This is a genomic window from Serratia sp. FS14, assembly GCF_000695995.1.
Classification (GTDB): domain Bacteria; phylum Pseudomonadota; class Gammaproteobacteria; order Enterobacterales; family Enterobacteriaceae; genus Serratia; species Serratia nematodiphila.
Window position 1 is genome coordinate 3409103 of record NZ_CP005927.1, and the last position, 23959, is coordinate 3433061.

A 23959-nucleotide genomic window follows, 5' to 3' on the forward strand; every position below is an offset into this window, starting at 1 on the left:
CCGGCGGTTCTCACCGCCGGCGTTTTGCGTTACGACCGTTTCAGGTTGGCGTTCAGGCCACAGGGCGGGCGATCACGCTGCGGGTTTCCATGCGCACTTCAGCGATGGTGACCTGCAAGGTGTCGCTCTGGCGGTAAACCACTTCACCTTTGATCTGCACGGTGCCGGTTTCCTGGCTGCACTGCATCTCGTCACGCACCGCGTGAATAAACGGTGCCGGGATGAAGGCAACCGCGCCGTTGTCCAGCAGGCGCACACGCAGGCCGCCGCGTGTCACGTCGATAATCTCGGCGTTGAAGCGGGTATCGGTACCGGCCTTGTCCTGCAGGAAGCGGGCGTACAGCCAGTCGCCAACGTCGCGTTCCGCCATGCGGTTCAGGCGGCGGCGTTCCGCCAGCTGCACCGTTACGTCATCCTGCGGTTTTTCGGCCGATTGCTGGTTGATGATTGCCTTCAGCAGGCGATGGTTGACCATGTCGCCGTATTTACGGATCGGCGATGTCCAGGTGGCGTAAGCCTCCAACCCCAGACCGAAGTGCGGCCCCGGCGTGGTGCTGATCTCCGCGAAGGTTTGGAAGCGACGGATGCGGCTGTCAAGGAACTGAGTCGGCTGCGCATCCAGATGGCGGCGCAGTTCGCAGAAGCCCTCAAGGGTCAGCAGTTTTTCGGCTTCGGCTTCCACGCCGTTAGCCTGCAGTACGGTGACCGCTTGCTCAACCAACGCGGGATCGAAACCGGTGTGCACGTTGTACACGCCGAAGCCCAGGCGATCGCGCAGCACGATGGCGGCGCAGACGTTGGCGGCGATCATGCACTCTTCAACGATGCGGTTGGCACTGCGGCGCTGCTCGGTGACGATCTCCAGCACGTCGCCTTTTTCACCCAACACGAAGCGGTAGTCCGGGCGATCTTTGAATACCAGCGCATGCTGGTGGCGCCAGGCGTTACGCGCGTCGCAAACGCGTTTCAGCAGGGTGATCTGTTGTGCGATGGCGTCGCTCGGCGGCTGCCAGCCGGCAATGCCTTCCAGCCAGTCGGAAACTTCGTCGTACACCAGTTTGGCTTTGGATTCGATCTCGGCGGCGAAGAACTGAATATCGTCGCCCAGCGCGCCGTCGGCGGCGATGGTTACGCGGCAGGCCAGCACCTGGCGGCGCTCGTTAGGGCGCAGCGAACACAGGTTGTCCGACAGATCGCGCGGCAGCATCGGGATGTTGAAGCCCGGCAGGTAGTTGGTGAAGGCGCGCACGCGGGCGATATCGTCCAGCTTGCTGCCTTGCTCGACGTAGGCGGTCGGATCGGCGATGGCGATGGTCAACTGCAGCGAACCGTCACCGTTGTCGGTCACATACAGCGCATCGTCCATGTCTTCGGTGCTGGCGCTGTCGATGGTGACGAATTCAAGCGCGGTCAGGTCTTCACGCGTCAGCGCGGCGTCCGGCTCGCTGAGGGCCTGCATCTCCGGCGCTTCTTTTTCCAGATTGTGGCGTGCCAGCGTCACCCACCACGGGGCGAAATGGTCTTCACCGTCGGTGATAAACTGGGTCAGATCGGCGTTGAAGCCGCGATCGCCTTTCAGCGGGTGGCGGCGCATTTCCGCCACCGCCCAGTCGCCGGCCTGGAAGTTGTGGGTCAGTTCACGCACCGGGCGGCACGGAATCGCCTCTTTCAGCAACGGATGATCGGGCACGATGGACAGACGATCGTCGCGCTTTTGCACGCGGCCGACAAAGCGCGACAGGAACGGCTCGACCAGGGTTTCCGGCTCGGCGATTTCGCGCTCTTTCTCGGTGTGCAGGGTGGCGATAATGCGATCCCCGTGCATGACTTTCTTCATGTACGGCGGTGGAATGAAGTAGCTTTTTTGACCGTCTACTTCAAGAAAGCCAAAGCCTTTCTCAGTCCCTTTCACGACGCCTTCAACGCGCGGGGTCTGAGAGTGAAGTTGCTGTTTAAGCTGCGCCAGCAGCGGGTTATCTTGAAACATATCGTCCAGTGAATGGGTTGTGAGTGGCAAGATTTGCGGCTGACAGTTTTACGCGAATCACCCGCTGCGAGCAAGCCTAACGTCACGGAACCCCGCGTTGCCGCGCGATTTTGCGCAAGAATGGTCAATCGAAGTGCGATAGATGAAAAACCCCGGCGCGAGGGCCGGGGTGAAGGAGGGGGCAATCAGTCCCGCAGCGGCGTCGGCTGCAGGATTTCAATCCAGTAATCGTCCGGATCGCGAATGAACGCCACGTAGTTCATGCGGCCTTCGTGCAGGCGTTTCTGGAAGGTGACGCCGAGGCGTTCAAACCGCTCACAGGCGGCGCGCACGTCCGGCACCGTGACGCACAGATGGCCAAAGCCGCGCGGCTCGCCGTTGCCGTTGTGGTAGTGGAAATCCGCCTGATTTTCGGTGCCGTGGTTATGGGTCAGTTCGAGAATGCCCGGTTGGCTCAGCGCCCAGCGTTTGCGTTCGTCGTCATCCTGCGGGATCTGCTCGCGTGGGCTGCGCGTCAGGTAGCAGATGGTGAAAGCGGCTTCTTCGAACGTTTCCAGATAGACCGGGGTAAAGCCCAGTACGCGGGTATAGAAATCCAGCGCCTTGGTCAGGTCCTTCACGCGGATCATGGTGTGGTTGAACACGTAACCGTCGGTTACCGCGTCCGGTTGGGCCGCCACGCCGGGCAGCGTCAGTAGGTCATTCAGTGGCATCAGAGGTCCTCCTCAGGGTGTTGGCAGACTGTAGATGAAATCGATGCTAATCTAAAGTGATTGTTTTTAACTAAAACACTAACTAAAAGTGAATAATTAATGAAGCTGAGTCAGCTGAAGTTTTTCTGCACCGTGGTGGAACACAAAACCATCGCCGCCGCCGCCCGCGAGCTGCACTGCGTGCCTTCCAACGTCACGCTGCGGCTGCGCGAGCTGGAGGCGTCGCTGGGCGGCGAGCTGTTTTTCCGCGACAAGAACCGGCTGTACGTCAATCCCAAAGGACGACTGTTCTATCAGCAGGCGCGCGACATCGTGGCGCAGGCCGAGCGCAGCAAGCAGCTGTTCGCCGGCGAGCAACAGCATGGGCTGTTAAACCTCGGCGCGCTGGATTTTTCGCTGGTCAGTCACTTGCCGGCGCGCATTGCCCGGCTGCGCCGTTTACAGCCTCATTTGCACATCAACGTGCTGAGCCGCGACTCGCTGGTGCTGGAACGCATGCTGATCGACAGCGATCTCGATCTGGCGATTACCGACGGCCCAATTGAACATCCGCTGCTGGCCAGTCAAAAGGCGTTTGACGAACGGCTGGTGCTGCTGATGCCGGCGGATGTCGGGCAGCCCGACGCCGCCACGCTGGCGCCGCTGGAGTTTTACACGTTCAGCCGCGAGTGCTCGTTCCGGCTGAAGGTCGATCACTGGCTGGCCTCGCGCGGGCTGAAACCGCGCATGACGCTGGAAATGGAATCTTATGCCGCGATGGCAGCCTGCGTGCAGGCCGGTTGCGGTGTCGCCTGCGTGCCGGGTTCGTTGCTGCCGCTGATCTTGCCGGCGCCGGGGCTGAAGGTGGTGGAAATGGGCGAGGAGGGCGTGAGCGATCTCTATTTCGTCTGGCGGCGGCATCAGCTGTCCGAGGAATTGCAGACTATCCTGGAAATATTGGCGCGCCCGGCGTGAACCGGGCGCGCGTTTTCAGGCGATGCGCAGCGACGGTTGCTGCTCGCTGCGGCGAATTGCCACCGGAATCGACTTCGAGGTCGGGGTGCCGGTACCGTCGCCGAAGCTCGCCAGCGGCACCAGCGGGTTGGTTTCCGGGTAGTAGGCCGCCAGATTGCCACGCGGGATGTCGTAACTCACCAGCTTGAATCCATCCACCTTACGCACCACGCCGTCGTTCCACAGGGTTTCTATCTCTACCCGTTCGCCATCCTGCAGGCCCAGCGCCGCCAGATCTTCCGGATGAATGAACAGCACTTCGCGCTGACCGTAAACGCCGCGGTAGCGGTCATCCAGACCATAGATGGTAGTGTTGTACTGATCGTGCGAGCGCAGCGTCTGCAGGGTAAACGGCGCTTGCTCGCCGCCCAGTTGCGGGAACAGGGTCGCCGGCAGCGCGGCGTCGCTGAATTCCGCCTTGCCGCTCGGCGTGGCGAAACGCAGTTCGGCGGCGGCATTGCCCAGGTAGAAACCGCCGGGCTGCTCGCAGCGACGGTTGAAATCCTCAAAGCCGGGAATGGTGGCGGCGATGTGATCGCGGATCAGCGAGTAGTCGTCGGCCAACTCCAGCCAGTCCAGCTGCTGCGTGCCCAGCACCGCGTCGGCGATGCCGCAGACGATCGCCGTTTCCGATCGTTGGGTATCCGCCAGCGGTTTGCCGATGCCTTCCGAAGCGTGAACCATGCTGAAAGAATCTTCGACCGTGATGTACTGCGAGCCGCTGGCCTGCATGTCCAGTTCGGTGCGGCCCAGCGTCGGCAGGATCAACGCGTCTTTGCCGGTCACCAGGTGGCTGCGGTTAAGTTTGGTGCTGATGTGCACCGTCAAATCGCAGTTGCGCAGGGCGCGGGCGGTGCGTTCGGTGTCCGGCGCCGCGGCGGCCAGATTGCCGCCCAGCGCGATCAGCACTTTCACTTCGCCGCGCAACATCGCTTCGATCGCTTCCACCGTGTTGTGGCCCACCGCGCGATTGGCGATGAAGTTAAAGTGGCGTTCCAGGCTGTCGAGCAGCGCCTTGGGCGACTTCTCGTCAATGCCCATGGTGCGGTTGCCCTGAACGTTGCTGTGGCCGCGTACCGGGCACAGACCGGCGCCCGGTTTGCCCAGTTGCCCGAACAGCAGCTGCAGGTTGGTGATTTCACGCACCGTCGCAATAGAGTGTTTATGCTGAGTCACGCCCATCGCCCAGGTGCAGATCACCCGTTCGGCGCCCTGGTAAGTGGCTGCCGCCTGGCGCAATTGCGCTTCGCTCAGGCCCGATTGTGCGGTAATGGTCCGCCACTCGGTCGCATCCACCTGCGCCAGGTATGCCTCCACGCCGACGCAGTGCCGTTCGATAAACGCCAGGTCAAACAGGGCGGGTTCACCGGCGGCCAGCCGCTGGCGGTGGGTTTCCAGCAGGGCTTTCACCATGCCGCGCACCGCCGCCATATCGCCGCCCAGATTCGGCTGGTAATAGGAAGAACTGATCGGCGAGGATTTTGGCGTCAGCATCTGCACCGGATCCTGCGGATCGGCGAATCTTTCCAGCCCGCGCTCGCGCAGGGTGTTGAAACTGACGATGCGCGCGCCGCGTCGGGCGGCGTTTTTCAGGCTGTGCAGCATGCGCGGGTGGTTGGTGCCGGGGTTTTGACCGAACACGAAGATAGCGTCGGCTTTTTCGAAGTCATCGATGCGGATGGTGCCTTTGCCGACGCCGATGCTTTGCTTCAGCCCGACGCCGCTCGCCTCGTGACACATGTTGGAGCAGTCGGGGAAGTTGCTGGTGCCGAGCATGCGGCCGAACAGCTGATAAAGGTACGACGCTTCGTTGCTGGCGCGGCCCGAGGTGTACAGCTCGATTTGGTTCGGGTTGTCCATTGCGTTGATGTGCCTGGCGATCAGCGCCAGCGCGTCCGGCCAATGAATAGGCTCATAGTGGTCGGTTTCGGCGTTGTAGCGCATCGGATGCGTGAGGCGCCCCTGGTATTCGAGGAAATAGTCGCTCTGCTGCTGCAGGGTGCTGACGCTGTGCGCGGCGAAGAACTCAGGCTCGACGGCGCTGCGCGTCGCTTCCCAACTGACCGCCTTGGCGCCGTTTTCGCAGAAGCTGAAGGTGCTGTGGTTATCGTCGCCCCAGGCGCAACCGGGGCAGTCGAAGCCGCGCGCCTTGTTGACGCGCATCAGGTTGCGCATGTTTTTTAGGGTTTGTTTACTGTCGAGGACAAAGCGGGTGGTGGCTTCAAGCGAACCCCAGCCGCCCGCTGGGCCGGTATAAGGCTTGATTGACGGTTTGAATTTCATGGTGACACTTCGCAGGTGGTTGTAGCTAAAAAGTAAACGCTTTTTTATGCGTCTTGCGTATTTATGTCACAAGTTTAGGGGGGCGGCAGGCAGGCGTCTAATCGAATGGGGCAATGGCGGCATAGAGCATATCTATCGCAGGCGGACGCTGACCTAAACAAATGGTTGCATAAAGACACCCGCTGCAAAAGAGTAATGGTTTCGCCTGAAAGTGAATTCATGCAGTCTATCTCGCGGATTATATTGGCATTTTATTTAGCCTGCGGGCCTGAGGAACACAGCGTGAAGCGTTCAGTATCAGTGGTGATCGGCGGTATCTTACTGCCTTTAGCGGCGCAGGCGGCGGAAACGGCGTCCCATTTTCCCACCATGACCCCACCGGCGATAGACGCCGCCTCTTACGTATTGATGGATTACACTACCGGCCAGGTGCTGGCTGCCGGCAATGCCGACGAGCGCCGCAATCCGGCCAGCCTGACCAAACTCATGACCGGGTTGGTGATCGATCATGCGCTCGATGAGCATAAGATTGGCCTCGATGATGTCGTCACCGTGGGGAAAGACGCCTGGGCGCAGGGCAACCCGGTGTTCAAAGGATCCTCGCTGATGTTCCTGAAACCTGGTGACAGGGTCACGGTACGCGATCTCAGCCGCGGCATCATCATTGATTCCGGCAACGACGCCTGCGTGGCGATGGCGGACTATGTGGCGGGCAGCCAGGTCAACTTCGTCAAGCTGATGAACGAGAAGAGCGCCCAGCTGGGCCTGCAAAACACCCATTTTGAAACGGTGCACGGGCTGGATGCGCCGGGCCAGTTCACCACCGCCGGCGATCTGGCGGTGATTGCGCGCGCCATCATCATGAGCGAGCCGGCGGAATACCATATGTACAGCGAGAAATCGCTGACCTGGAACGGCATCACGCAGCAGAACCGCAACGGCCTGCTGTGGGATAAGACCCTGCACGTCGACGGCCTGAAAACCGGACACACCGCCTCGGCCGGCTTCAACATCATCGCCTCCGCCACCGAAGGAGATCGCCGCCTGATCGCCGTGGTGATGGGCGGCAAAAGTTCCAAAGGCCGCGAGGAACAGGCGCGTAAGCTGTTGACGTGGGGGCTGCGCGACTTTACCACGGTGCACCTGTTCAGTGCCGGCCAGAGCCTGGGGGAAGAACCGGTCTGGTACGGCGAAAGCCACCGCTTGCCGGTCGGCAGCGCGCAGGACCAGTCGCTCAGCCTACCGAAAAGCGAGGCGGACAAACTGAAGGCGCAGTACGTGATCAATGCTGCGCGGCTGGAAGCGCCGGTCAACAAAGGACAAACCGTTGGCGAGATCCGCATCAGCGATAATGGCCAGGTGGTGAAAACCCTGCCGCTGGTGGCGCTGCAGGCGGTGCCGCAGGGCGGCGTGTTCTTACGCCTGATGGATTACATGAAGCTGAAGCTCTGACTCACCGGGCGAGCGACGACGCCCGGTGGTATACTGAGCGCGAATGCCGATCATTGAGCCGCGCTATGGATATTAAACAACTGATTTATCTGTGTAATTTAGAACGGGAACGCCACTTCGGTCGGGCGGCGGAGGCCAGCTTCGTCAGCCAGCCGACGCTGTCCATGCGATTGAAAAACCTGGAAAAAGAGCTGGGCGTTTCGCTGATTAACCGCGGCAACCATTTCGGCGGTTTTACCGCCGAAGGCGAGCGGGTGCTGGCGTGGGCGCGTGAGATCGTCTCGGTTTACCAAGGGCTGAAGCTGGAGGTGGAGTCGCTCAAGCATGGCTTGCACGGCACGCTGCGCCTTGGCGTGGTGCCGCAGTGCAGCATCTCGGTGGCGGAAATGCTCAAGGCGGTGAGCGAGCGTTATCCGCATCTTGATTACCGGCTGGCGGTGCTGAGCGCCGATCAACTGCTGGAGGCGTTGACGGCGCATACCGTCGACATCGGCATCGGCTTTTTCGAGCTGTCGACGCTGAAGGAACTGCATTTTCAATCACAACCGCTGGTGGAAACCGGCGTTGAGCTGGTATTTCATCCGCAACACTTTCCTAAGCTGGTGGGCGACACGCCGTTGCCGCTGGAGGCGGTGGCCGCCTTGCCGCTGTGCCTGGCCGAGCCGACGCGGTATTTTCGCCGCTATCTCGATCAGCATTTCCGCGACGCCGGGTTGACGCTGCACCCGCGGCTGGAAACCGCTTCGATCTTCCAACTGCTGGAAGGGATTTTCGTCGGCCTGGGTTGCGGGTTGTTCCCGCGCGGCCAGTTGCAATCGCCGCTGATGCCGGAACTGCAGCGGCGGCCGGTGGCCATCGCCGCCATGCCGCGCCATGCGGCGGTGGTGGTTGATATGGCGGAGCGCGCCACGCCGTTGGCGCAGAAGTTTTTCGATGCCGCCAGCGAGTGGTTGCGGCGGCAAAATATCTGAAGGAAGAATGTATTGCGGCCAGTAATTAGCCGCGTAGAGGTATTCAATCGATAGCGCTGAAAGATTCCGCATCGCCCAACGTTTGACGCAGGCGATTTTCCCAGGCGTAGAGCGCGGCGGTGAGGATCACTTCCAGCGCCTGCGCCTGATTCAGGCCGCTGTTGAACAGCGGCTGCACGCTCTGCGGGGTGAACTTCTCCGGTGCGCGAGTCAGCTCGGCGGCAGTGCGCATCACCGCGAGTTTTACCGAGTCTTCGGTATACGCCAGTCCCTGAGGCAGCCCGGCGAACAGCGCCTGAACCAATCCCTCATCCTGCAATTCTTGCGCGACGGTGGCCGCGCAGTAATGGCTGCCGTTGATGCGCGAGACCGCCAGCGTCGCCAGCGCCTTCAGGCGGCTCGATAACCCATATCCTTCGGCATTGATGCCGTTGAACACCCCGTTACGCTCGCGCAGTGCGGCGGCATCGTGCGCCAACAGCAGATAATAAGATTCGGCGCGCGCCTGCGGGTGGCTCTGATCCAGCACATCAAGCTGTTCGGCGGCGGCGGCTTCCGTGTCGATCGGCGGCAGGCGGGTAGACCAATTCAGTTCGTCGGCGCTGAAAGCGATGCCATCGGCGTCTTCGACGTTAGGAAAGCCGGGCACCACCACCGCCGGCCGGCCGGCCAATGCCGCGACGCCCGCGACCACGCGCGCCTGATAGCTGACAAAACCGATGATTTGCGAAAAGGTGACGATATCCGCCGGGCTCAGCCCGACGTCGGCGAGCTGTTGCAGCGCTTTGCGGCAAATCAACGTGGGCTGGCTGGCAAGCTGGCGGGCATATTGGGTGATCTGAGCGAGGCGGATATTGCTTTCCCGGGAGGCGTCCGGGCTGTGCAGCGGGGCGAGGCGAGCGGCGTAGTGGCTACAAAGCGATTGTACGCCCGTCACCTGAGCGACGGTCAACGCGGTGCTGAGGCGATCGTAGGGTGACAATGTCACGTATCGTGACAGCGGCACCTGGTCGGGAAACAGCGCGTGGTAACCGGCCAACGAGGCGCTGAACACGCCGGCGCGAGCGCTGAGCGCATTGTTTAAGGCTTCATCGGCGAAGGCACCCAGCCCCAGCAGAAAACGGTCACGCAGGGTAGCCGCCTGAGGCTCCAGCGGCGCATCGCCCCGCACGCTGCTTTGGGTTTCGTGATACCACTGGGCATTATGTTGTCGACGGAGTCGTTCCATAGGGTCAATCCTTAATCATGATCAACAGCCAACGCTACGTACGGCAGCGGCGGCTGGACAAAGAGGCAACATGCCCGCAGGCGGGGCGAAAGGCGGATTTAGCGCAGCTCATCACAGCAGAGGGCGTGGCCGTAAACAGAAAAACCGGCTGCCAGCGTGAGCAGTAGCTGCGTAAGGCGGCGATGGCGAAGGCTGTTCATCAGTGCGATATCCTGTCGTATGAGAAGTGCAACGTAGGGGATATCCTCACCGATCGCCCTGGCGAGATAAAATAATGTTACGGACTAATCAATAACTGAAAGGAATAAAATATAAGGATATATAACAAGAATGTAATTTGCATGTGCGCTTTCTCGCTAAGCGGCAGGCGCGCAAGGTGATAAAAAACCCGCCGCAGCGGGTTTGTAGGTGAAGGTGTGACTCAGAAACGGCCGCCGTCGCGCCGCCAGGCATCGGCGGTCAGCGCCTCGCCGAAGTGGCTGGCGATAAGGCGCTTGGTCAATTCGTGCAGCGGCGCCGCCAACACCTCCGCGGTGCTGCCGCGTTCGACGATTTCCCCTTCGTGCATCACCAGCACCTGGTCGCTGATATGCTTCATCATGCCGAGGTGCTGGGTGACGTAGATATAGGAAATACCGTGTTTTTCCTGCAGCTCCAGCATCAGGTTGATGATTTGCGAGCGCATCGACATGTCCAGCGAGGCCAGCGCCTCATCGGCGACGATCACCTTCGGTTGCAGGATCAGCGCACGGGCCAGCGCGACGCGCTGTTTTTGCCCGGAGGCCAGCATGTGCGGATAGTAGTAGGCGTGATCCGGCAGCATGCCGACCTGGCGCAGCGTCTGGTTGATACGCTGCTCGCGCTCGGCGGGCTCAAGATCGGTGTTCAGCCGCAGCGGCGCGTCCAGCAGCTGGCCGATGCGCTGGCGCGGGTTGAGCGAGGTGCTCGGATCCTGAAAAATCATGCGAATGCGCTGGCTGCGGTAACGATAATCGCCGAACTCCAGCGGATGATCGTCGATCAACAGTTCGCCGGCGGTCGGTTCTACCATGCCGGAGAGCATCTTCGCCAGCGTGGATTTGCCGGAGCCGTTCTCGCCGATCACCGCCAGCGTCTGGCCTTCGCGCAGGGTAAAGCTGACCGATTTCACCGCCTCGACGTGCTGGCGGCGGAACAGCCCGGTGCGATAGCGGTAGGTTTTGCTCAGGTTGCGCACTTCCAACAGCGTTTCCATGTTATTGCTCCTCCATGTTCAGCGGGAAGTGGCAGGCGAAGAAGTGGTTTTTGACCGGGCGCAGGCGCGGCGTTTCGATGCACTTCTTCTGCGCGTAAGGGCAGCGCGGCCCCAGGCGGCAGCCGATCGGCAGGTGTTCCAGCGAAGGAATGGCGCCCGGCAGCGTATTCAACCGGCTTTTGTGCGGCAGCGAGCGGCCGAAGTCCGGCATGGCGCGGATCAGCGCCTGGGTGTAAGGGTGGTGCGGCGCCGCCAGCAGTTCTTCGCACTGGGCGCTTTCCACCGTTTGCCCGCAGTACAAGACGTTCACCCGGTCGGCCCACTTGCTCATCATCTGCAGGTCGTGACTGATCAGCAGAATGGTGGTGTTGTTGTTCTGGTTGAGACGCGCCAACAGGCGGAAAATCTGCGCCTGCGTGGTCGGTTCCATGGCGTTGGTCGGCTCATCGGCGATCAGCAGGCGCGGTTGGTTGGCCAGCGCGATGGCGATCATCACTTTCTGGCACTCGCCTTCCGTCAACTCGTAGGGGAAGCTGCCCATGATGTCGTCGTGATCCTTGATGCCGACGCGGTGCAGCAACTCGATGGCGCGGCGTTTGCGCCAGTTGAAGCGCTGCCACCAGTGGCCCTTGTAGGTCCAGCCCGGGATGGCCTGCGCCAGCTGGCGGCCGATGCTCTCGGAAGGGTCGAGACAGGACTGCGGTTCCTGGAAGATCATTGAGACGTTGTGGCCCACCAGCCTGCGCCGCTCGCGCGGGCTCAGCTGCAGCAGATCGATGTCGTCGAAGCGGAAACGATCGGCGGTGACGCGCCAGTTGTCTTTGGTTACGCCGCAGATGGCCTTGGCGATCAGGCTCTTGCCGGAGCCCGATTCGCCCACCAGCCCGCGCACTTCGCCCTCGGTCAGCGTCATGCTGACGCGATCGACCGCCTTGACCGGCCCTTCGGCGGTCATAAATTCAATCGTCAAATTGCGGATATCGAGTAACGGCATTATTCCACCCCGGCATTGATTGCGCGGCGCATACCGTCGCCTAACAGGTTAACCAGCAGCACGCTGACGAGGATGGCCGCGCCGGGCAGCATCACCGTCCAGGGCGCGACGTACACCAGCTCGAGCGAATCGCCGAGCATTGCTCCCCATTCCGGCGAAGGCAACTGCGCGCCGAGATCGAGGAAGCCGAGCGCGGCGATATCCAAAATAGCCATCGACAGCGCGCGGGTGAACTCGGTCACCAGCACCGCCGCGATGTTCGGCATGACCGCGTACCACAGGATCTGCAGCGTGGAAGCGCCGTCAAGCCGGGCCGCCACCACGTACTCTTTCTCCAGTTCGTCGTGCACCGCGCTGTAGATGGTGCGCACCATGCGTGGCAACAAGGCGAGCCACACCGCCAGCATGGCGTGTTCAAGTTTGGGGCCGATAAACGCCACCACCACGATCGCCAGCAGCAGCGACGGAATCGACAGCAGGGTATCGAGGATATGGTTGAGCACCGCCGAGCGCAGCCCGTGGGTTACGCCGGCGAACACGCCGAGGATCACGCCGCAGAACGCCGCGGCCAGCGTCACCGCCAGCGCGGAACCGAAGGTGGCGGCTGTGCCGGTCAACAGGCGGCTGAGGATGTCGCGCCCGAGATCGTCGGTGCCGAGGAAGAACGACACGTTGCCGTAGCGCGACCAGGACGGCGGCAGCAGTTGATAGCCGAGGAACTGCTGATCCAGCGCGTAGGGCGCCAGCAGGCTGCCAAACAGCGACAGCAGCAGCAGGGCGATCACGCCGTAAAAACCGATCATCGCCAGCGCGTCGCCGTAGAAAATCCGCCAGGTGTAGCGCAGCGGGCTCGGCATCTTTTTCTCGCGGTATACGTTATCGAAGGGCATACCATTCCTTATGTTTCAGCGGGTTGGTTGCCGCACCCAGAATGTCGGCCAGAACGTTAATGGTGATCACCAGCGTGCCGACCACCATCACACCGGCGGAGATCGCCGCATAGTCCTGTTGGCGAATGGCGTTGATCAGCCAGCGGCCGAGGCCCGGCCAGCTGAACACCACTTCGGTGATCATCGCCAGCGTGAGCATGGTGGAGAACTGCAGCCCCAGTTTGGGCACGATCGGCGGCAGCGCGTTGTGCAACACGTGGCGACGAATGATGGTGAAGCGCGACAGGCCGCGGGTGGCGGCGGCCTTGATGTAGTTTTGGCTCAGCACGTCGTCGGTGCTGATGCGCATCAGCCGCACCACTTCGGTGGTGGGCGCCACCGCCAGCGCGGCGATCGGTAGGATCATGTGGCGCAGGGCGCTGCCGATCATCTCGGCGCGATACGGCGAGTCCGACAGCCAGGCGTCGATCAGCGCAAAACCGGTGATGGGTTTCACCTGATACAGCAGATCGAAACGGCCGGAAACCGGCAGCCAGCCGAGATGCAGCGAGAAGAACAGCATCAGCAGCAGCGCCAGCCAGAACACCGGCATCGAAAAGCCCAGCAGCGCGAAGGTGCTGATGGCGGTGTCCTGCCACTTGCCGCGCAGCACGCCGGCGATGATGCCCAGCGGAATGCCGATAAACAGCGCCAGAGCGAAGGCCAGCAGGCACAGTTCCATGGTGGCCGGGAACACTTCGCGCAGCTGTTCGCTGATCGCCTGGCCGTTGATGCTGGAGACGCCGAAGTCCCAGTGCAGCAGGCTGACGAAGTAGAACTGATAGGCGTCCAGCAGGGCGGCGCCGTTCAGCGGCGCGCGCGGCGTGAAATAGCTCAGGCTGAAGCTGACCAGCGTCAGGAAGAACAGCGTGATCAGCAGCAGCAGAATGCGGCGCAGGGTAAAGATAATCACTTTTTCACCTCCGGCGCGGATTCACGGTACACCCCGGCGAACGAGGCGTTGCCGAACGGGCTCAGCACCAATCCCTTGATGTCGTAACGATAGGCCTGCAGGCGCAAGGAAGACGCCAGCGGCAGCACAGGCAGTTGCTGCTCGAGGATTTTCTGCGCCTTGCGGTAGTTGTCGATGCGCTGAGACAGCTGCTGCGACAGCAGCGCGTTCTGCAGCACTTCGTCAAAGCCCGGATCACACCAGTGAGCATAGTTGGTTTGCGAACGGATTGCCGCGCAGCTCAGCAGCGGCCGGAAGAAGCTGTCCGGATCGTTGCTGTCGGTGGCCCAGCCGGTCAGGGTCAGATCGTGGTTCATCTCCATCAGGCGCGCTTCCTGGAAGCGGCCCTCCACCGGCACTATGGTGACGTTGATGCCCACCTGGCCGAGATCGGCCTGGATCAGTTCGGCGGTTTTCAGCGGGCTCGGGTTGTAAGACTGCGAGGCGGTCGGCACCCACAGCTTCAGGTTCAGCTGGCTGACGCCGGCCTGCCGCAGCATCTCGCGAGATTTGGCCGGATCGTACTCGGTGACGTGCGCGTCGTTGTCATAGGCCCAGGAGGCGCGCGGCAGGATCGAGGCGGCGGTTTCCGCCGTGCCGTAATAGATCGACTGCATCAACCGCTGGTTGTTGATCGCCAGCGAGATCGCCTGGCGCACATTGAGGTTGTCGAGCGGCGGTTTACGGGTGTTGAACGCCAGATAGGCGATGTTCATCCCCGGACGCAGCGTCAGGCGCAGGCGTGGATCGTCGCGCAGGATAGACAGCTGGCTGGCCGCCGGATAGGCCAGCACGTCGCATTCGCCGGTCAGCAGCTTGGAGAGGCGGCCGGTGCCGCCGGCGCCCAGGTCGATCACCACCTGCGGCATGCGCGGCAGGCCTTTCCAGTAGGTGGCGTTGCGCGCCAGGCGAATATATTGCCCCGAGCGGTATTCGTTGAGCAGGAACGGGCCGCTGCCGACCGGCTCGCGATCGATCAGCTCCTGATGGCCTTCGCGCGTCAGCGTGTCGGCGTATTCGGCGGACAACACCGGCGCGTAGTGGGTGGCCAGGTGCCACAGGAACGAGGCGTCCGGCGACTGCAGGCGAATCTCCACCGTGTAGTCGTCGAGCTTTCTCACGCTCTGCACCGAATCACCGAACTGCAGGCTGTCGAAATAGGGGTATTCGCCGCCGTTCACGTCGTGATACGGGTGTTTCTGATCGAATACGCGCGCAAAGCTGAACACCACGTCGTCGGCGTTCATCTTGCGGGTGGGCGTGAACCAGGCGGTGGTCTGGAACGGCACGTCCTTGCGCAAATGGAAGCGGTAGGTGGCGCCGTTATCCAGCACTTCCCAGCTTTGCGCCAGCTCGGGGATCAGGCGATAGGTGTAGGGATCGACGTCCAGCAGGCGATCGTACAGCTGGGCGGCCAGGGTATCCACCGTCAGGCCGCTGCTGGCCATTTGCGGGTTGAAGGTATTCAGTATGCCGCTGACGCAATAAACAAAGCCGCTTTGGCGAATGTCCGGCAGCGGCGCCGCGGTGGGCGCGGGCGGTGTTGTCGCGGCCAGGGCAGAGCCCGTCAGGCACAACGACAGTATCCAAAAGGGTAAACCACGCATAGAGGCTCATGGGTTAATCAGCAATAGCGTTAGTGTATCGCACTCTGACCAGCAGCCCAATCCATTGAGCAAAATCGCTGAGTTTTCTGCGACTTGATTAATCAGCCCGTTCAGCGGCAAGAAAAAAGTTTTTCATGTTATGTTATAATATAACAAAATCATGTTACCGTTCCCCGGCAAAGTCACCATAACGCAAGGGGATGTATGAACGAAGTTGCACTTCCACCACGCCGTTCGCTGCCGGACGCTCAGGCATGGCGCGGCGAAATGAGTGATGTCGGGCTCGATTGGGTCGGGATGCAAGGGATCGCGCTGCCGCTGGAGCTGGCCGGCAAGCCATTGATGGCGAAGGTCGACGCCGGTATCAACCTGCGCGCCGAAGCGGCGGGGAAACGCGGCATTCACATGTCGCGGCTGTATCTGGCGCTGGACGAGTTGACGCAGGGAGAGCTGACGCCACAGCGCATCGGTCGGACGTTGCAGGCCTTTTTGGCTTCGCAGCCGGAACACAGCGATCGCGCCAGCCTGACGCTCAGCGGCGAGCTGTTGCTGTCGCGCCCGGCGCTGCTGTCGCCGCAGCGCGGCTGGAAAGCCTATCCGCTGCGCATCGAGGCCACCCTGACGGACACGCTGACGCTGGCGCTGACCGTCGGCGTGCCTTATTCCTCCACCTGCCCGAGTTCAGCGGCGCTCAGCCGCCAGCTGGCGCAGCAACAGTTCCAGTTTGATTTTGAACAGGAGGCGGAGCGGGTCAGCCAGCGGCAGGTGAGCGAGTGGCTGTTGGAGCAGGGCATGCCGGCCACGCCCCACAGCCAGCGCAGCTGGGCCTGGATCACCGTAACGCCCGAGAATGAACGGGCGTTTGAGCCGGTGAAACTGATTGACCGCATCGAACATGCGCTGGGCACGCCGGTGCAAACGCTGGTGAAACGCCGCGACGAGCAGGCCTTCGCGCTGGCTAACGGTCAGAACCTGATGTTCTGCGAGGACGCGGCGCGGCGCCTGTATCGCATGCTGCGCAGCCAGTGCGACTACCGCGCCTTCTCGCTGCGCGTCGAACATCAGGAGAGCCTGCATGCCCACAATGCGGTGGCGGAGCTGAGCTGGCGGGGAGAACACCATGCTGCGTAAAAATCCCAGCGGCCATCTGCCGCAGGTCTCGCCGCTGGCCTACATCGATCCCACCGCCATTATTTGCGGCCGGGTGATCGTTGAAGATTTCGTTTACGTCGGCCCGTATGCGGTGATCCGCGCCGACGAGTTGAACGCCGCCGGCGACATGGAGCCGATCGTCATCGGCTCGCACTCCAATATTCAGGACGGCGTGGTGATCCACTCCAAGAGCGGGGCGGCGGTCACCATCGGCCGTTACAGCTCGATCGCCCACCGCGCCATCGTACACGGCCCGTGTCGCATCGGCGATAGGGTGTTTATCGGTTTCAACAGCGTGCTGTTCAACTGCCACGTTCAGTCCGGCTGCGTGGTGCGCTACAACGCGGTGGTGGACGGCGTGACGCTGCCGGAAAACCGCTATATCCCCCCCCTCGACCGAACGCGTGGGCACCGACAGCGATCTGTCGCGCTATCGCCAGGTCGATCGCGGCGCGCTGCAGTTTTCGGAAGAAGTGGCCGCCACCAACGTCGAACTGGTGCGCGGTTACCAGGCATTACGCAATGAATTTTAATGAGGTCCCCATGAAACAACTTCCCGTGACCGTGCTTTCCGGCTTTCTCGGCGCCGGCAAGACCACGGTGCTGAACCATATCCTGAACAACCGGCAGGGCATGCGCGTGGCGGTGATTGTCAACGACATGAGCGAAGTGAACATTGACGCCGCGCTGGTGGAGAATGAAGTGCATCTCGATCGCCAGGAAGAGAAGCTGGTGGAGATGAGCAACGGGTGCATCTGCTGCACGCTGCGCGAAGACCTGCTGGTATCGGTGCGCGAACTGGCGCAGGACGGGCGTTTCGATTACCTGTTGATCGAATCGAGCGGCATCTCGGAGCCGCTGCCGGTGGCGGAAACCTTTACCTTTGAGGATGAAACGGGCGAAAGCCTGTCCCAATTCGCCCGGCTGGATACGCTGGTGACGGTGGTCGACGGGGTGAATTTCATTCAGCAATACCAGCAGGCGCAAAGCCTGCAGGAGGCCGGCCAAAGCCTGGGCGAGGACGATCTGCGCAGCGTGGCGGACCTGTTGATTGAGCAAATTGAATTTTGCGACGTGATCCTGGTCAGCAAGACCGATCTGTTGACGCCAACGCAGCAGGGCGAAGTGATGGCGCTGCTGGCCAGCCTGAATCCCGACGCCCGCATTGTGCCGATCGCGCCGGGCAAACTGCCGCTGGAGGCGGTGCTGAATACCGGCAGCTTCAGCTTTGAAAAGGCGCAGCAGGCGCCCGGCTGGCTGAAAGAGCTGCGCGGGGAACACGTGCCGGAAACGGAAAGCTACGGCATCAGCAGCTTTGTCTATCAGGCGCGGCGGCCGTTTGCGCCGGACAAGTTCTACCGCGTGATCAACGGCGATTGGGGCGGCGGCAAGCTGCTGCGCTCGAAAGGCTTCTTCTGGCTGGCGACGCGGCCGCGGCAGGCCGGGCAGTGGAGCCAGGCCGGCGGCATCGCCCATTACGGCCTGGCGGGCACCTTTTGGCGCGCGATCCCGCAAGATAATTGGCCGCAGGATCCGCAAACGCGGGCGCATATTCAGGAGAAATGGGTGGAGCCGTTCGGCGACATGCGCCAGGAGCTGGTGTTTATCGGCCAGCACTTGCAACAGGCGGCGATCGTGCGTCTGCTGGACGACTGCCTGCTGAACGACGACGAAATGGCCGCCGGCGTGGACTATTGGCTGGAGATGGCAGACCCGTTCCCTGAGTGGTAATTGCGCAATCTTCGTGTGGTAATGAGAAAAATTCTCAACAAAGTGCTTTACAGACGATACTGATAACTATTATCATCGCCTGGCAGTTCACGGAAGGCCACAGTTTGCGGCTCTGATGTGGAAGGCACGACATTGCTCACATTGCTTCCAGTGTTTTTTAAGCCAGCTCGGGTGCTGGCTTTTTTTTTGCCCGCTATTCCTCGTCCGTTTCGCCGTTTTGCAGCAGCGCATGCTTTTTCAGCATACCGCGTAGCTGATGGTAGGTGAGCCCCAGCAACTGCGCCGCCTTGCGCTGGTTGAATCGCCCTTGCTGCAGCGCCGCCTCGATCAGCGCCTTCTCTTGCTCCAACTGCCAGTTTTTCAGCTCGAGCGGCAGCGACGGCAACACGCCGACGCCTTCAGGGGCGGGCGCAAGCGGCGTGGCCTCGCGTGGTGCAAACGGGTTGATGACGATCTCATCCAGCGGGTTGTCGCTGTCGCCGTGACGATAGACCGAACGTTCCACCACGTTTTTCAGTTCACGCACGTTGCCTGGCCAGCCATACTCGAGCAACGTCTGCCTGGCGCGTTCGGTAAAGCCGGGAAACAGCGGCAGCCCCAGCTCGCGGCACATTTGAATGGCGAAGTGCTCGGCCAGCAACATGATATCGGGCCGGCGTTGGCGCAGCGGCGGCAGCTGCACCACGTCGAACGCCAGCCGATCCAGCAGATCGGCGCGAAACTTGCCCGCCGCCGCCAGCGCCGGCAGATCGTCGTTGGTGGCGCACACCAACCGCACATCCACCCGCAGCGGCTGGCTGCCGCCCACGCGTTCCAGCTGACCGTATTCGATCACCCGCAGCAATTTCTCCTGCACCAGCATCGGCGCGGTCGCCAGCTCATCGAGGAACAGCGTGCCGCCGTCGGCACGCTCGAAGCGGCCCAGATGACGTTTCTGCGCGCCGGTAAAGGCGCCGGCCTCGTGGCCGAACAGCTCGGAGTCCAGCAGGTTTTCATTCAGCGCCGCACAGTTGAGCGAGATGAACGGCCCTTGCCAACGGTTGGAGAGGTAGTGCAGACGATGGGCGATCAGCTCTTTGCCGGTGCCGCGTTCGCCGATCACCAGCACCGGTTTGTTCAGCTTTGCCACCTGGGAGACTTGCTCCAATACTTCGACAAAGGCGTTTGCTTCGCCCAACAAATTTTCTGGCTGTTCGTTCATGATGAAATTCGCCAATGTTTGGTGAAAATAATCACTCTACAGCAAGCGCACAGAGAGTCAAAAATAAAGAGTTGTTGTTTTTCAATGGTATAAAAGTTGGCACGGGTTTTGATTATCTCTTTGGGCAAGCTGTACGACTTAACGCGGCGCTTCAGACGCCATCAGAACCAAGAGGAAGTGAATTATGGGTATTTTTTCTCGTTTTGCCGACATCGTGAACGCCAACATCAACACCCTGCTGGACAAGGCGGAAGATCCGCAGAAGCTGGTGCGGTTGATGATCCAAGAGATGGAAGACACGCTGGTTGAAGTCCGTTCTACGTCGGCGCGCGCGCTGGCGGAGAAAAAGCAGTTGCTGCGTCGCATCGAGCAGGGCGAAAGCCAGGTAAGCGACTGGCAGGAAAAAGCCGAACTGGCGCTGCGCAAAGATAAAGAAGACTTGGCCCGCGCGGCGCTGATCGAAAAACAAAAGGTTGCCGACCTGATCGCCACGCTGACGCAGGAAGTGGCGACCGTAGAAGAAACGCTGGCGCGCATGAAGAGCGAAATCGGCGAGCTGGAAAACAAGCTGACCGAAACCCGCGCGCGGCAGCAGGCGCTGGCGCTGCGTCATCAGGCCGCGTCTTCTTCCCGTGAAGTACGTCGCCAGCTCGACAGCGGTAAGCTGGACGAGGCGATGGCGCGTTTCGAACAGTTCGAACGCCGCATCGACCACATGGAAGCCGAAGCGGAAAGCATCAGCATCGGTAAAAAGAAGTCGCTGGACCAGGAGTTTGCCGAGCTGAAAGCCGACGACGCCATCAGTGAGCAGCTGGCGGCGCTGAAAGCCAAGATGAACCGCTCAGAGTAAGGCGAACCGCGGCCACACACCGAAGGTGGCCGCCAATCCAGGACCCGATAAGAAGGAATAACAATGAGTGCTTTATTACTTGCCATTCCGCTGACAATTTTCGTGCTGTTTGTCGCGCCGATTTGGCTTTGGCTGCATTACAGCAATCGGCAACAGACAGGCATCCAGCTGAGTCAGCAAGAAATGCAGCGCCTGGCGCAGCTGGCGGAAGACGCCAAACGCATGCGTGAACGCATTCAGGCGCTGGAAGAGATCCTTGATGCGGAACACCCGAACTGGAGACAGTCCTGATGAGTAATACGCTGGGCAGTAAAAAGCTTTATCGCGTACCCGAAGAAGGCATGGTGAAAGGCGTCTGCGCCGGTTTGGCCCACTATTTCGACGTGCCGGTGCGCCTGATCCGCGTGATGGTGGTGCTGTCGCTGTTCTTTGGGCTGTTCTTCTTCACGCTGGTGGCCTATATCGCGCTGGTGTTCGTGTTGGACGAGGCGCCGGCCAGCCGCTTCGAAGGCGAGCATCAGAAGACGCCGCGCCAGCTGCTCGATCAACTGGAATATGAGCTGGGCAGCGGCGAGCAGCAGCTGCGTCAGGTCGAGCGTTACGTGACGTCCGACACCTTCGGCGTACAGAGCCGTTTCCGCAAGCTGTAACCCTTCTTGCGAGACCCGGCCTGTGCAGGCCGGGCATCTTCGCCGCCGTTATCCCGTGAATAACCTTAATCGTCTTGTGCCGGAGGGCATTGTCATGAATAAAATCGATGTCGCGAACACCGCCAGAACGGGTGGATTTAAACGAGGAGCGGCGGCAATGTTGAAGACATTGGCTAAAGTCATCATCATAGCGTTATTGAACTATGGCCCGGCGGGCGCTGCCGGCTGGCTGTTGAAAACCGTCGGCCGCAAACCGGTGCGCTTCGTGCTGGCGCTGGTGCTGGAACCGCTGTTCCGTAAAGGCCTGAACAAGGCTTTCGGGCGTTACGTCAAGGAGAGCAATGAAACGACTGCAAAATGAGTTAACCTCGCTGGTCAACCGCGGAATGGATCGCCATCTGCGCCTGGCGGTGACCGGCCTGAGCCGCAGCGGCAAAACCGCCTTTATCACCGCTTTCGTTAACCAACTGCTGCATGTGCACAGCGGCGCGCGCATGCCGTTGTTTTCACCGGTGCGCGAAGAACGCCTGCTGGGCGTTAAACGCATCCCGCAGCGCGATCTCGGCATCCAGCGTTTCACCTATGACGAAGGGCTGGCGCAGCTGTACGGCACGCCGCCGGCCTGGCCGACGCCGACGCGCGGCGTCAGCGAAATTCGTCTGGCGTTGCGCTACCGCTCCAACGACTCGCTGCTGCGCCACTTTAAAGACACCTCCACGCTGTATCTGGAGATCGTCGATTATCCCGGCGAATGGTTGCTGGATCTGCCGATGCTCGAACAGGATTACCTGGCCTGGTCGCGCCAGATGACCGGGCTGCTGCAGGGCGAACGCGCCGAATGGGCCAAGCCCTGGCTTGAGCTGTGCAAAATCTGCGATCCGCTGGCGCCGGCCGACGAAAACCGCCTGGCGGCGATCGCCCAGGCCTACACCGATTATCTGCTGCGCTGCAAAAGTGAAGGGCTGCACTTCATTCAGCCGGGGCGTTTCGTGCTGCCGGGCGACATGGCCGGTGCGCCGGCGCTGCAGTTTTTCCCGTGGCCTGACGTGGCCGCGAGCGGCGAGTCGAAGCTGGCGCAGGCCGACAAGCATACCAACATCGGCATGTTGCGCGCTCGCTTCAATTACTACTGCCAGTCGATCGTCAAGAACTTCTACAAAGAGCATTTCGTCCGTTTCGATCGGCAAATCGTGCTGGTCGACTGCCTGCAGCCGCTCAACAGCGGCCCGCAGGCGTTCAACGACATGCGTCTGGCGTTGACCCAACTGATGCAGAGCTTCCATTACGGCAAGCGCACGCTGTTTCGCCGCTTGTTCTCGCCGACCATCGACAAACTGATGTTCGCCGCCACCAAAGCGGACCATATCACCGCCGATCAGCACGCCAATCTGGTGTCCTTGCTGCAACAGCTGGTGCAAGAGGCGTGGCAGAATGCGGCGTTCGAAGGCATCAGCATGGATTGCGTCGGCCTGGCCTCGGTGCAGGCGACCGAGAGCGGCATCGTCGATCATCAGGGGCAGCGTATCCCGGCGCTGAAGGGCAACCGCCTCAGCGACGGCGCGCCGCTGACGGTGTTCCCCGGCGAAGTGCCCGCCCGCCTGCCGGGGCCGGCGTTCTGGCAGAGCCAGGGGTTCCACTTCGATGAATTTCGCCCGCGCGCCATGAGCGTGGACACCCCGTTGCCGCATATCCGTCTGGATGCGGTGATGGAATTTTTACTGGGAGACAAATTGCGATGAGCGAGCCGATCAAACCGCGTATCGACTTTGACGAGCCGCTGCAACCGCCGCAGGAACCGGCGTTGCGCGCCGGCGTCGCTTTCGACGCCGAGCAGGCGGAAAGCTTCTTTCCGGCGGCGCCGGAGCTGCAGCAGGAAGAGGAGGAAGGGCGCGCCGAAGGCATCATTAACGCCGCGCTGAAACCTAAACGCAGCCTGTGGCGCAAAATGGTGACCGCCGGGCTGGCGCTGTTCGGCGTCAGCGTGGTGGCGCAGGGCGTGCAGTGGGTGCATACCGCCTGGGTGCAGCAGGACTGGATCGCCATGGGCGGCGGCGTGGCCGGCGGCCTGATCGTGTTTGCCGGCGTCGGTTCGGTGGTCACCGAGTGGCGGCGTTTGTATCGGCTGCGCCAGCGCGCGGAAGAGCGCGACGTGGCGCGCGAGCTGTTGCACAGCCACGGGCTGGGGCAAGGGCGCGAATTCTGCGAGAAGTTGGCGCGCCAGGCCGGGCTGGATCAGGGGCATCCGGCGCTGCAGCGCTGGCAGGCCTCGCTGCATGAAACGCAAAACGATCGTGAAGTGGTGGAGCTGTACGCCAAACTGGTGCAGCCGGTGCTCGACAATCAGGCGCGGCGCGAAATCAGCCGCTCCGCCGCCGAATCGACGCTGATGATTGCCGTCAGCCCGTTGGCGCTGGTGGATATGGCGTTTATCGCCTGGCGCAACATCCGTTTGATTAACCGCATCGCCGCGCTGTACGGCATCGAACTGGGTTACTTCAGCCGCATTCGTCTGTTTCGGCTGGTGCTGCTCAATATCGCCTTCGCCGGCGCTTCCGAGCTGGTGCGCGAAGTGGGCATGGACTGGATGTCGCAGGATCTGGCGGCGCGGCTGTCGGCGCGCGCGGCGCAGGGCATTGGCGCCGGGCTGTTGACCGCGCGGCTGGGCATCAAGGCGATGGAACTGTGCCGCCCGCTGCCGTGGCTGGAAGGGGAAAAACCGAAGCTTGGCGATTTCCGCAGCCAGCTGATCGGCCAGTTGAAAGATACGCTGAAAAAGGGCGACGGCAAGGCCAAATAACCCCACGACGGCGCTCTCAGGAGCGCCGTTTTCTGAGCGGTGCCGACGCCGGACGTAATCGAGACTTGACGACAGTCGATCCCCCTGTGATTGCGTGATAAATCTCTGAAAAATTAATTATGATTGTGATAACTCTCTGTTTGCAGGCTAAAATGACGCCGATGCTGTTATTCACTTGCGTTTAAAATCAGCAACCACGGCAATAAATCAGAGTTCTGTCAACTTTTGCTGACAG

21 protein-coding genes and 1 pseudogene are annotated in these 23959 nt (G+C 61.3%); 12 read left to right on the forward strand and 10 right to left on the reverse strand.

The annotated features are described in order from the left end of the window. Positions 1-52 precede the first annotated feature (52 nt). Positions 53-1987 (reverse strand): exoribonuclease II, encoded by a 1935-nt coding sequence (locus tag L085_RS15485; protein ID WP_044031130.1) that lies wholly within the window; start codon positions 1985-1987, stop codon positions 53-55. Positions 1988-2172: 185 nt separating this feature from the next. After that, on the reverse strand, positions 2173-2700 hold the full coding sequence (gene gloA, locus L085_RS15490; RefSeq protein WP_015378023.1) for a lactoylglutathione lyase: 528 nt from the start codon (positions 2698-2700) through the stop codon (positions 2173-2175). A gap of 99 nt (positions 2701-2799) precedes the next feature. On the opposite strand from gloA, the gene L085_RS15495 reads away from it, so the two are divergent. Further along, positions 2800-3654: a LysR family transcriptional regulator gene (locus L085_RS15495; RefSeq protein ID WP_044031131.1), complete on the forward strand. Its 855-nt coding sequence runs from the start codon at positions 2800-2802 to the stop codon at positions 3652-3654. 15 nt (positions 3655-3669) lie between these two features. Here the strand turns inward: L085_RS15495 and L085_RS15500 are convergent, their stop codons facing one another. Continuing rightward, the gene (locus tag L085_RS15500) at positions 3670-5976 is read right to left on the reverse strand and encodes an FdhF/YdeP family oxidoreductase (RefSeq protein WP_044031132.1); all 2307 of its coding nucleotides are present in this window, start codon (positions 5974-5976) and stop codon (positions 3670-3672) included. 282 nt (positions 5977-6258) lie between these two features. Here L085_RS15500 and dacD point away from each other — a divergent pair, with 282 nt between their 5' ends. Both dacD and L085_RS15510 read left to right on the forward strand, forming a co-directional pair. Further along, on the forward strand, positions 6259-7428 hold the full coding sequence (dacD, locus tag L085_RS15505) for a serine-type D-Ala-D-Ala carboxypeptidase DacD (RefSeq protein ID WP_044031133.1): 1170 nt from the start codon (positions 6259-6261) through the stop codon (positions 7426-7428). Positions 7429-7493: 65 nt separating this feature from the next. Next, positions 7494-8399 (forward strand): LysR family transcriptional regulator, encoded by a 906-nt coding sequence (locus L085_RS15510; RefSeq protein WP_033632921.1) that lies wholly within the window; start codon positions 7494-7496, stop codon positions 8397-8399. A gap of 43 nt (positions 8400-8442) precedes the next feature. Here the strand turns inward: L085_RS15510 and L085_RS15515 are convergent, their stop codons facing one another. From L085_RS15515 to sapA, 6 genes are all read right to left on the reverse strand, one after another. Beyond that, complete coding sequence (locus L085_RS15515) at positions 8443-9627, reverse strand: carboxymuconolactone decarboxylase family protein (protein ID WP_044031134.1); 1185 nt, start codon at positions 9625-9627, stop codon at positions 8443-8445. 421 nt (positions 9628-10048) lie between these two features. Continuing rightward, on the reverse strand, positions 10049-10861 hold the full coding sequence (gene sapF / locus L085_RS15525) for a putrescine export ABC transporter ATP-binding protein SapF (protein ID WP_004930589.1): 813 nt from the start codon (positions 10859-10861) through the stop codon (positions 10049-10051). 1 nt (position 10862) lies between these two features. After that, the gene (gene sapD, locus L085_RS15530) at positions 10863-11855 is read right to left on the reverse strand and encodes a putrescine export ABC transporter ATP-binding protein SapD (RefSeq protein ID WP_004930587.1); all 993 of its coding nucleotides are present in this window, start codon (positions 11853-11855) and stop codon (positions 10863-10865) included. Next, the gene (sapC, locus tag L085_RS15535; RefSeq protein WP_004930580.1) at positions 11855-12745 is read right to left on the reverse strand and encodes a putrescine export ABC transporter permease SapC; all 891 of its coding nucleotides are present in this window, start codon (positions 12743-12745) and stop codon (positions 11855-11857) included. The genes sapD and sapC overlap by 1 nt, the downstream gene beginning before the upstream one ends. After that, the gene (sapB, locus tag L085_RS15540) at positions 12732-13697 is read right to left on the reverse strand and encodes a putrescine export ABC transporter permease SapB (protein WP_004930575.1); all 966 of its coding nucleotides are present in this window, start codon (positions 13695-13697) and stop codon (positions 12732-12734) included. The genes sapC and sapB overlap by 14 nt, the downstream gene beginning before the upstream one ends. Then, the gene (gene sapA / locus L085_RS15545) at positions 13694-15343 is read right to left on the reverse strand and encodes an ABC transporter substrate-binding protein SapA (protein ID WP_044031135.1); all 1650 of its coding nucleotides are present in this window, start codon (positions 15341-15343) and stop codon (positions 13694-13696) included. The genes sapB and sapA overlap by 4 nt, the downstream gene beginning before the upstream one ends. Before the next feature lie 204 nt (positions 15344-15547). Here sapA and folE2 point away from each other — a divergent pair, with 204 nt between their 5' ends. From folE2 to zigA, 3 genes and pseudogenes are all read left to right on the forward strand, one after another. Continuing rightward, positions 15548-16474, forward strand: a complete 927-nt coding sequence (folE2, locus tag L085_RS15550; protein WP_044031136.1) for a GTP cyclohydrolase FolE2 — start codon at positions 15548-15550, stop codon at positions 16472-16474. Beyond that, positions 16464-17028: pseudogene (locus tag L085_RS15555) on the forward strand (carbonate dehydratase). Before folE2 ends, L085_RS15555 begins: the two are co-directional and overlap by 11 nt. A gap of 10 nt (positions 17029-17038) precedes the next feature. Beyond that, on the forward strand, positions 17039-18226 hold the full coding sequence (gene zigA, locus L085_RS15560) for a zinc metallochaperone GTPase ZigA (protein WP_044031137.1): 1188 nt from the start codon (positions 17039-17041) through the stop codon (positions 18224-18226). A 193-nt stretch (positions 18227-18419) separates the two neighbouring features. Here zigA and pspF read toward each other — a convergent pair whose 3' ends face one another. After that, positions 18420-19427, reverse strand: a complete 1008-nt coding sequence (pspF, locus tag L085_RS15565; protein WP_044031138.1) for a phage shock protein operon transcriptional activator — start codon at positions 19425-19427, stop codon at positions 18420-18422. 184 nt (positions 19428-19611) lie between these two features. On the opposite strand from pspF, the gene pspA reads away from it, so the two are divergent. The 6 genes from pspA to L085_RS15595 all read left to right on the forward strand — a co-directional run bounded on the left by pspA (position 19612) and on the right by L085_RS15595 (position 23724). Then, positions 19612-20277: a phage shock protein PspA gene (pspA, locus tag L085_RS15570; protein WP_004930555.1), complete on the forward strand. Its 666-nt coding sequence runs from the start codon at positions 19612-19614 to the stop codon at positions 20275-20277. A 63-nt stretch (positions 20278-20340) separates the two neighbouring features. Beyond that, positions 20341-20568, forward strand: coding sequence for an envelope stress response membrane protein PspB (pspB, locus tag L085_RS15575; protein ID WP_004930553.1), 228 nt, complete (start codon positions 20341-20343; stop codon positions 20566-20568). Next, the gene (pspC, locus tag L085_RS15580; protein ID WP_015378011.1) at positions 20568-20927 is read left to right on the forward strand and encodes an envelope stress response membrane protein PspC; all 360 of its coding nucleotides are present in this window, start codon (positions 20568-20570) and stop codon (positions 20925-20927) included. Before pspB ends, pspC begins: the two co-directional genes overlap by 1 nt. A gap of 94 nt (positions 20928-21021) precedes the next feature. After that, positions 21022-21288: a phage shock protein PspD gene (gene pspD / locus L085_RS15585; protein ID WP_031299672.1), complete on the forward strand. Its 267-nt coding sequence runs from the start codon at positions 21022-21024 to the stop codon at positions 21286-21288. After that, positions 21269-22666 carry a YcjX family protein gene (locus tag L085_RS15590; RefSeq protein ID WP_044031139.1) on the forward strand — a complete coding sequence of 466 codons (1398 nt, stop codon included), beginning with the start codon at positions 21269-21271 and terminating at the stop codon, positions 22664-22666. Before pspD ends, L085_RS15590 begins: the two co-directional genes overlap by 20 nt. Continuing rightward, positions 22663-23724, forward strand: a complete 1062-nt coding sequence (locus L085_RS15595) for a YcjF family protein (RefSeq protein WP_015378009.1) — start codon at positions 22663-22665, stop codon at positions 23722-23724. The genes L085_RS15590 and L085_RS15595 overlap by 4 nt, the downstream gene beginning before the upstream one ends. Positions 23725-23959: the final 235 nt, after the last annotated feature.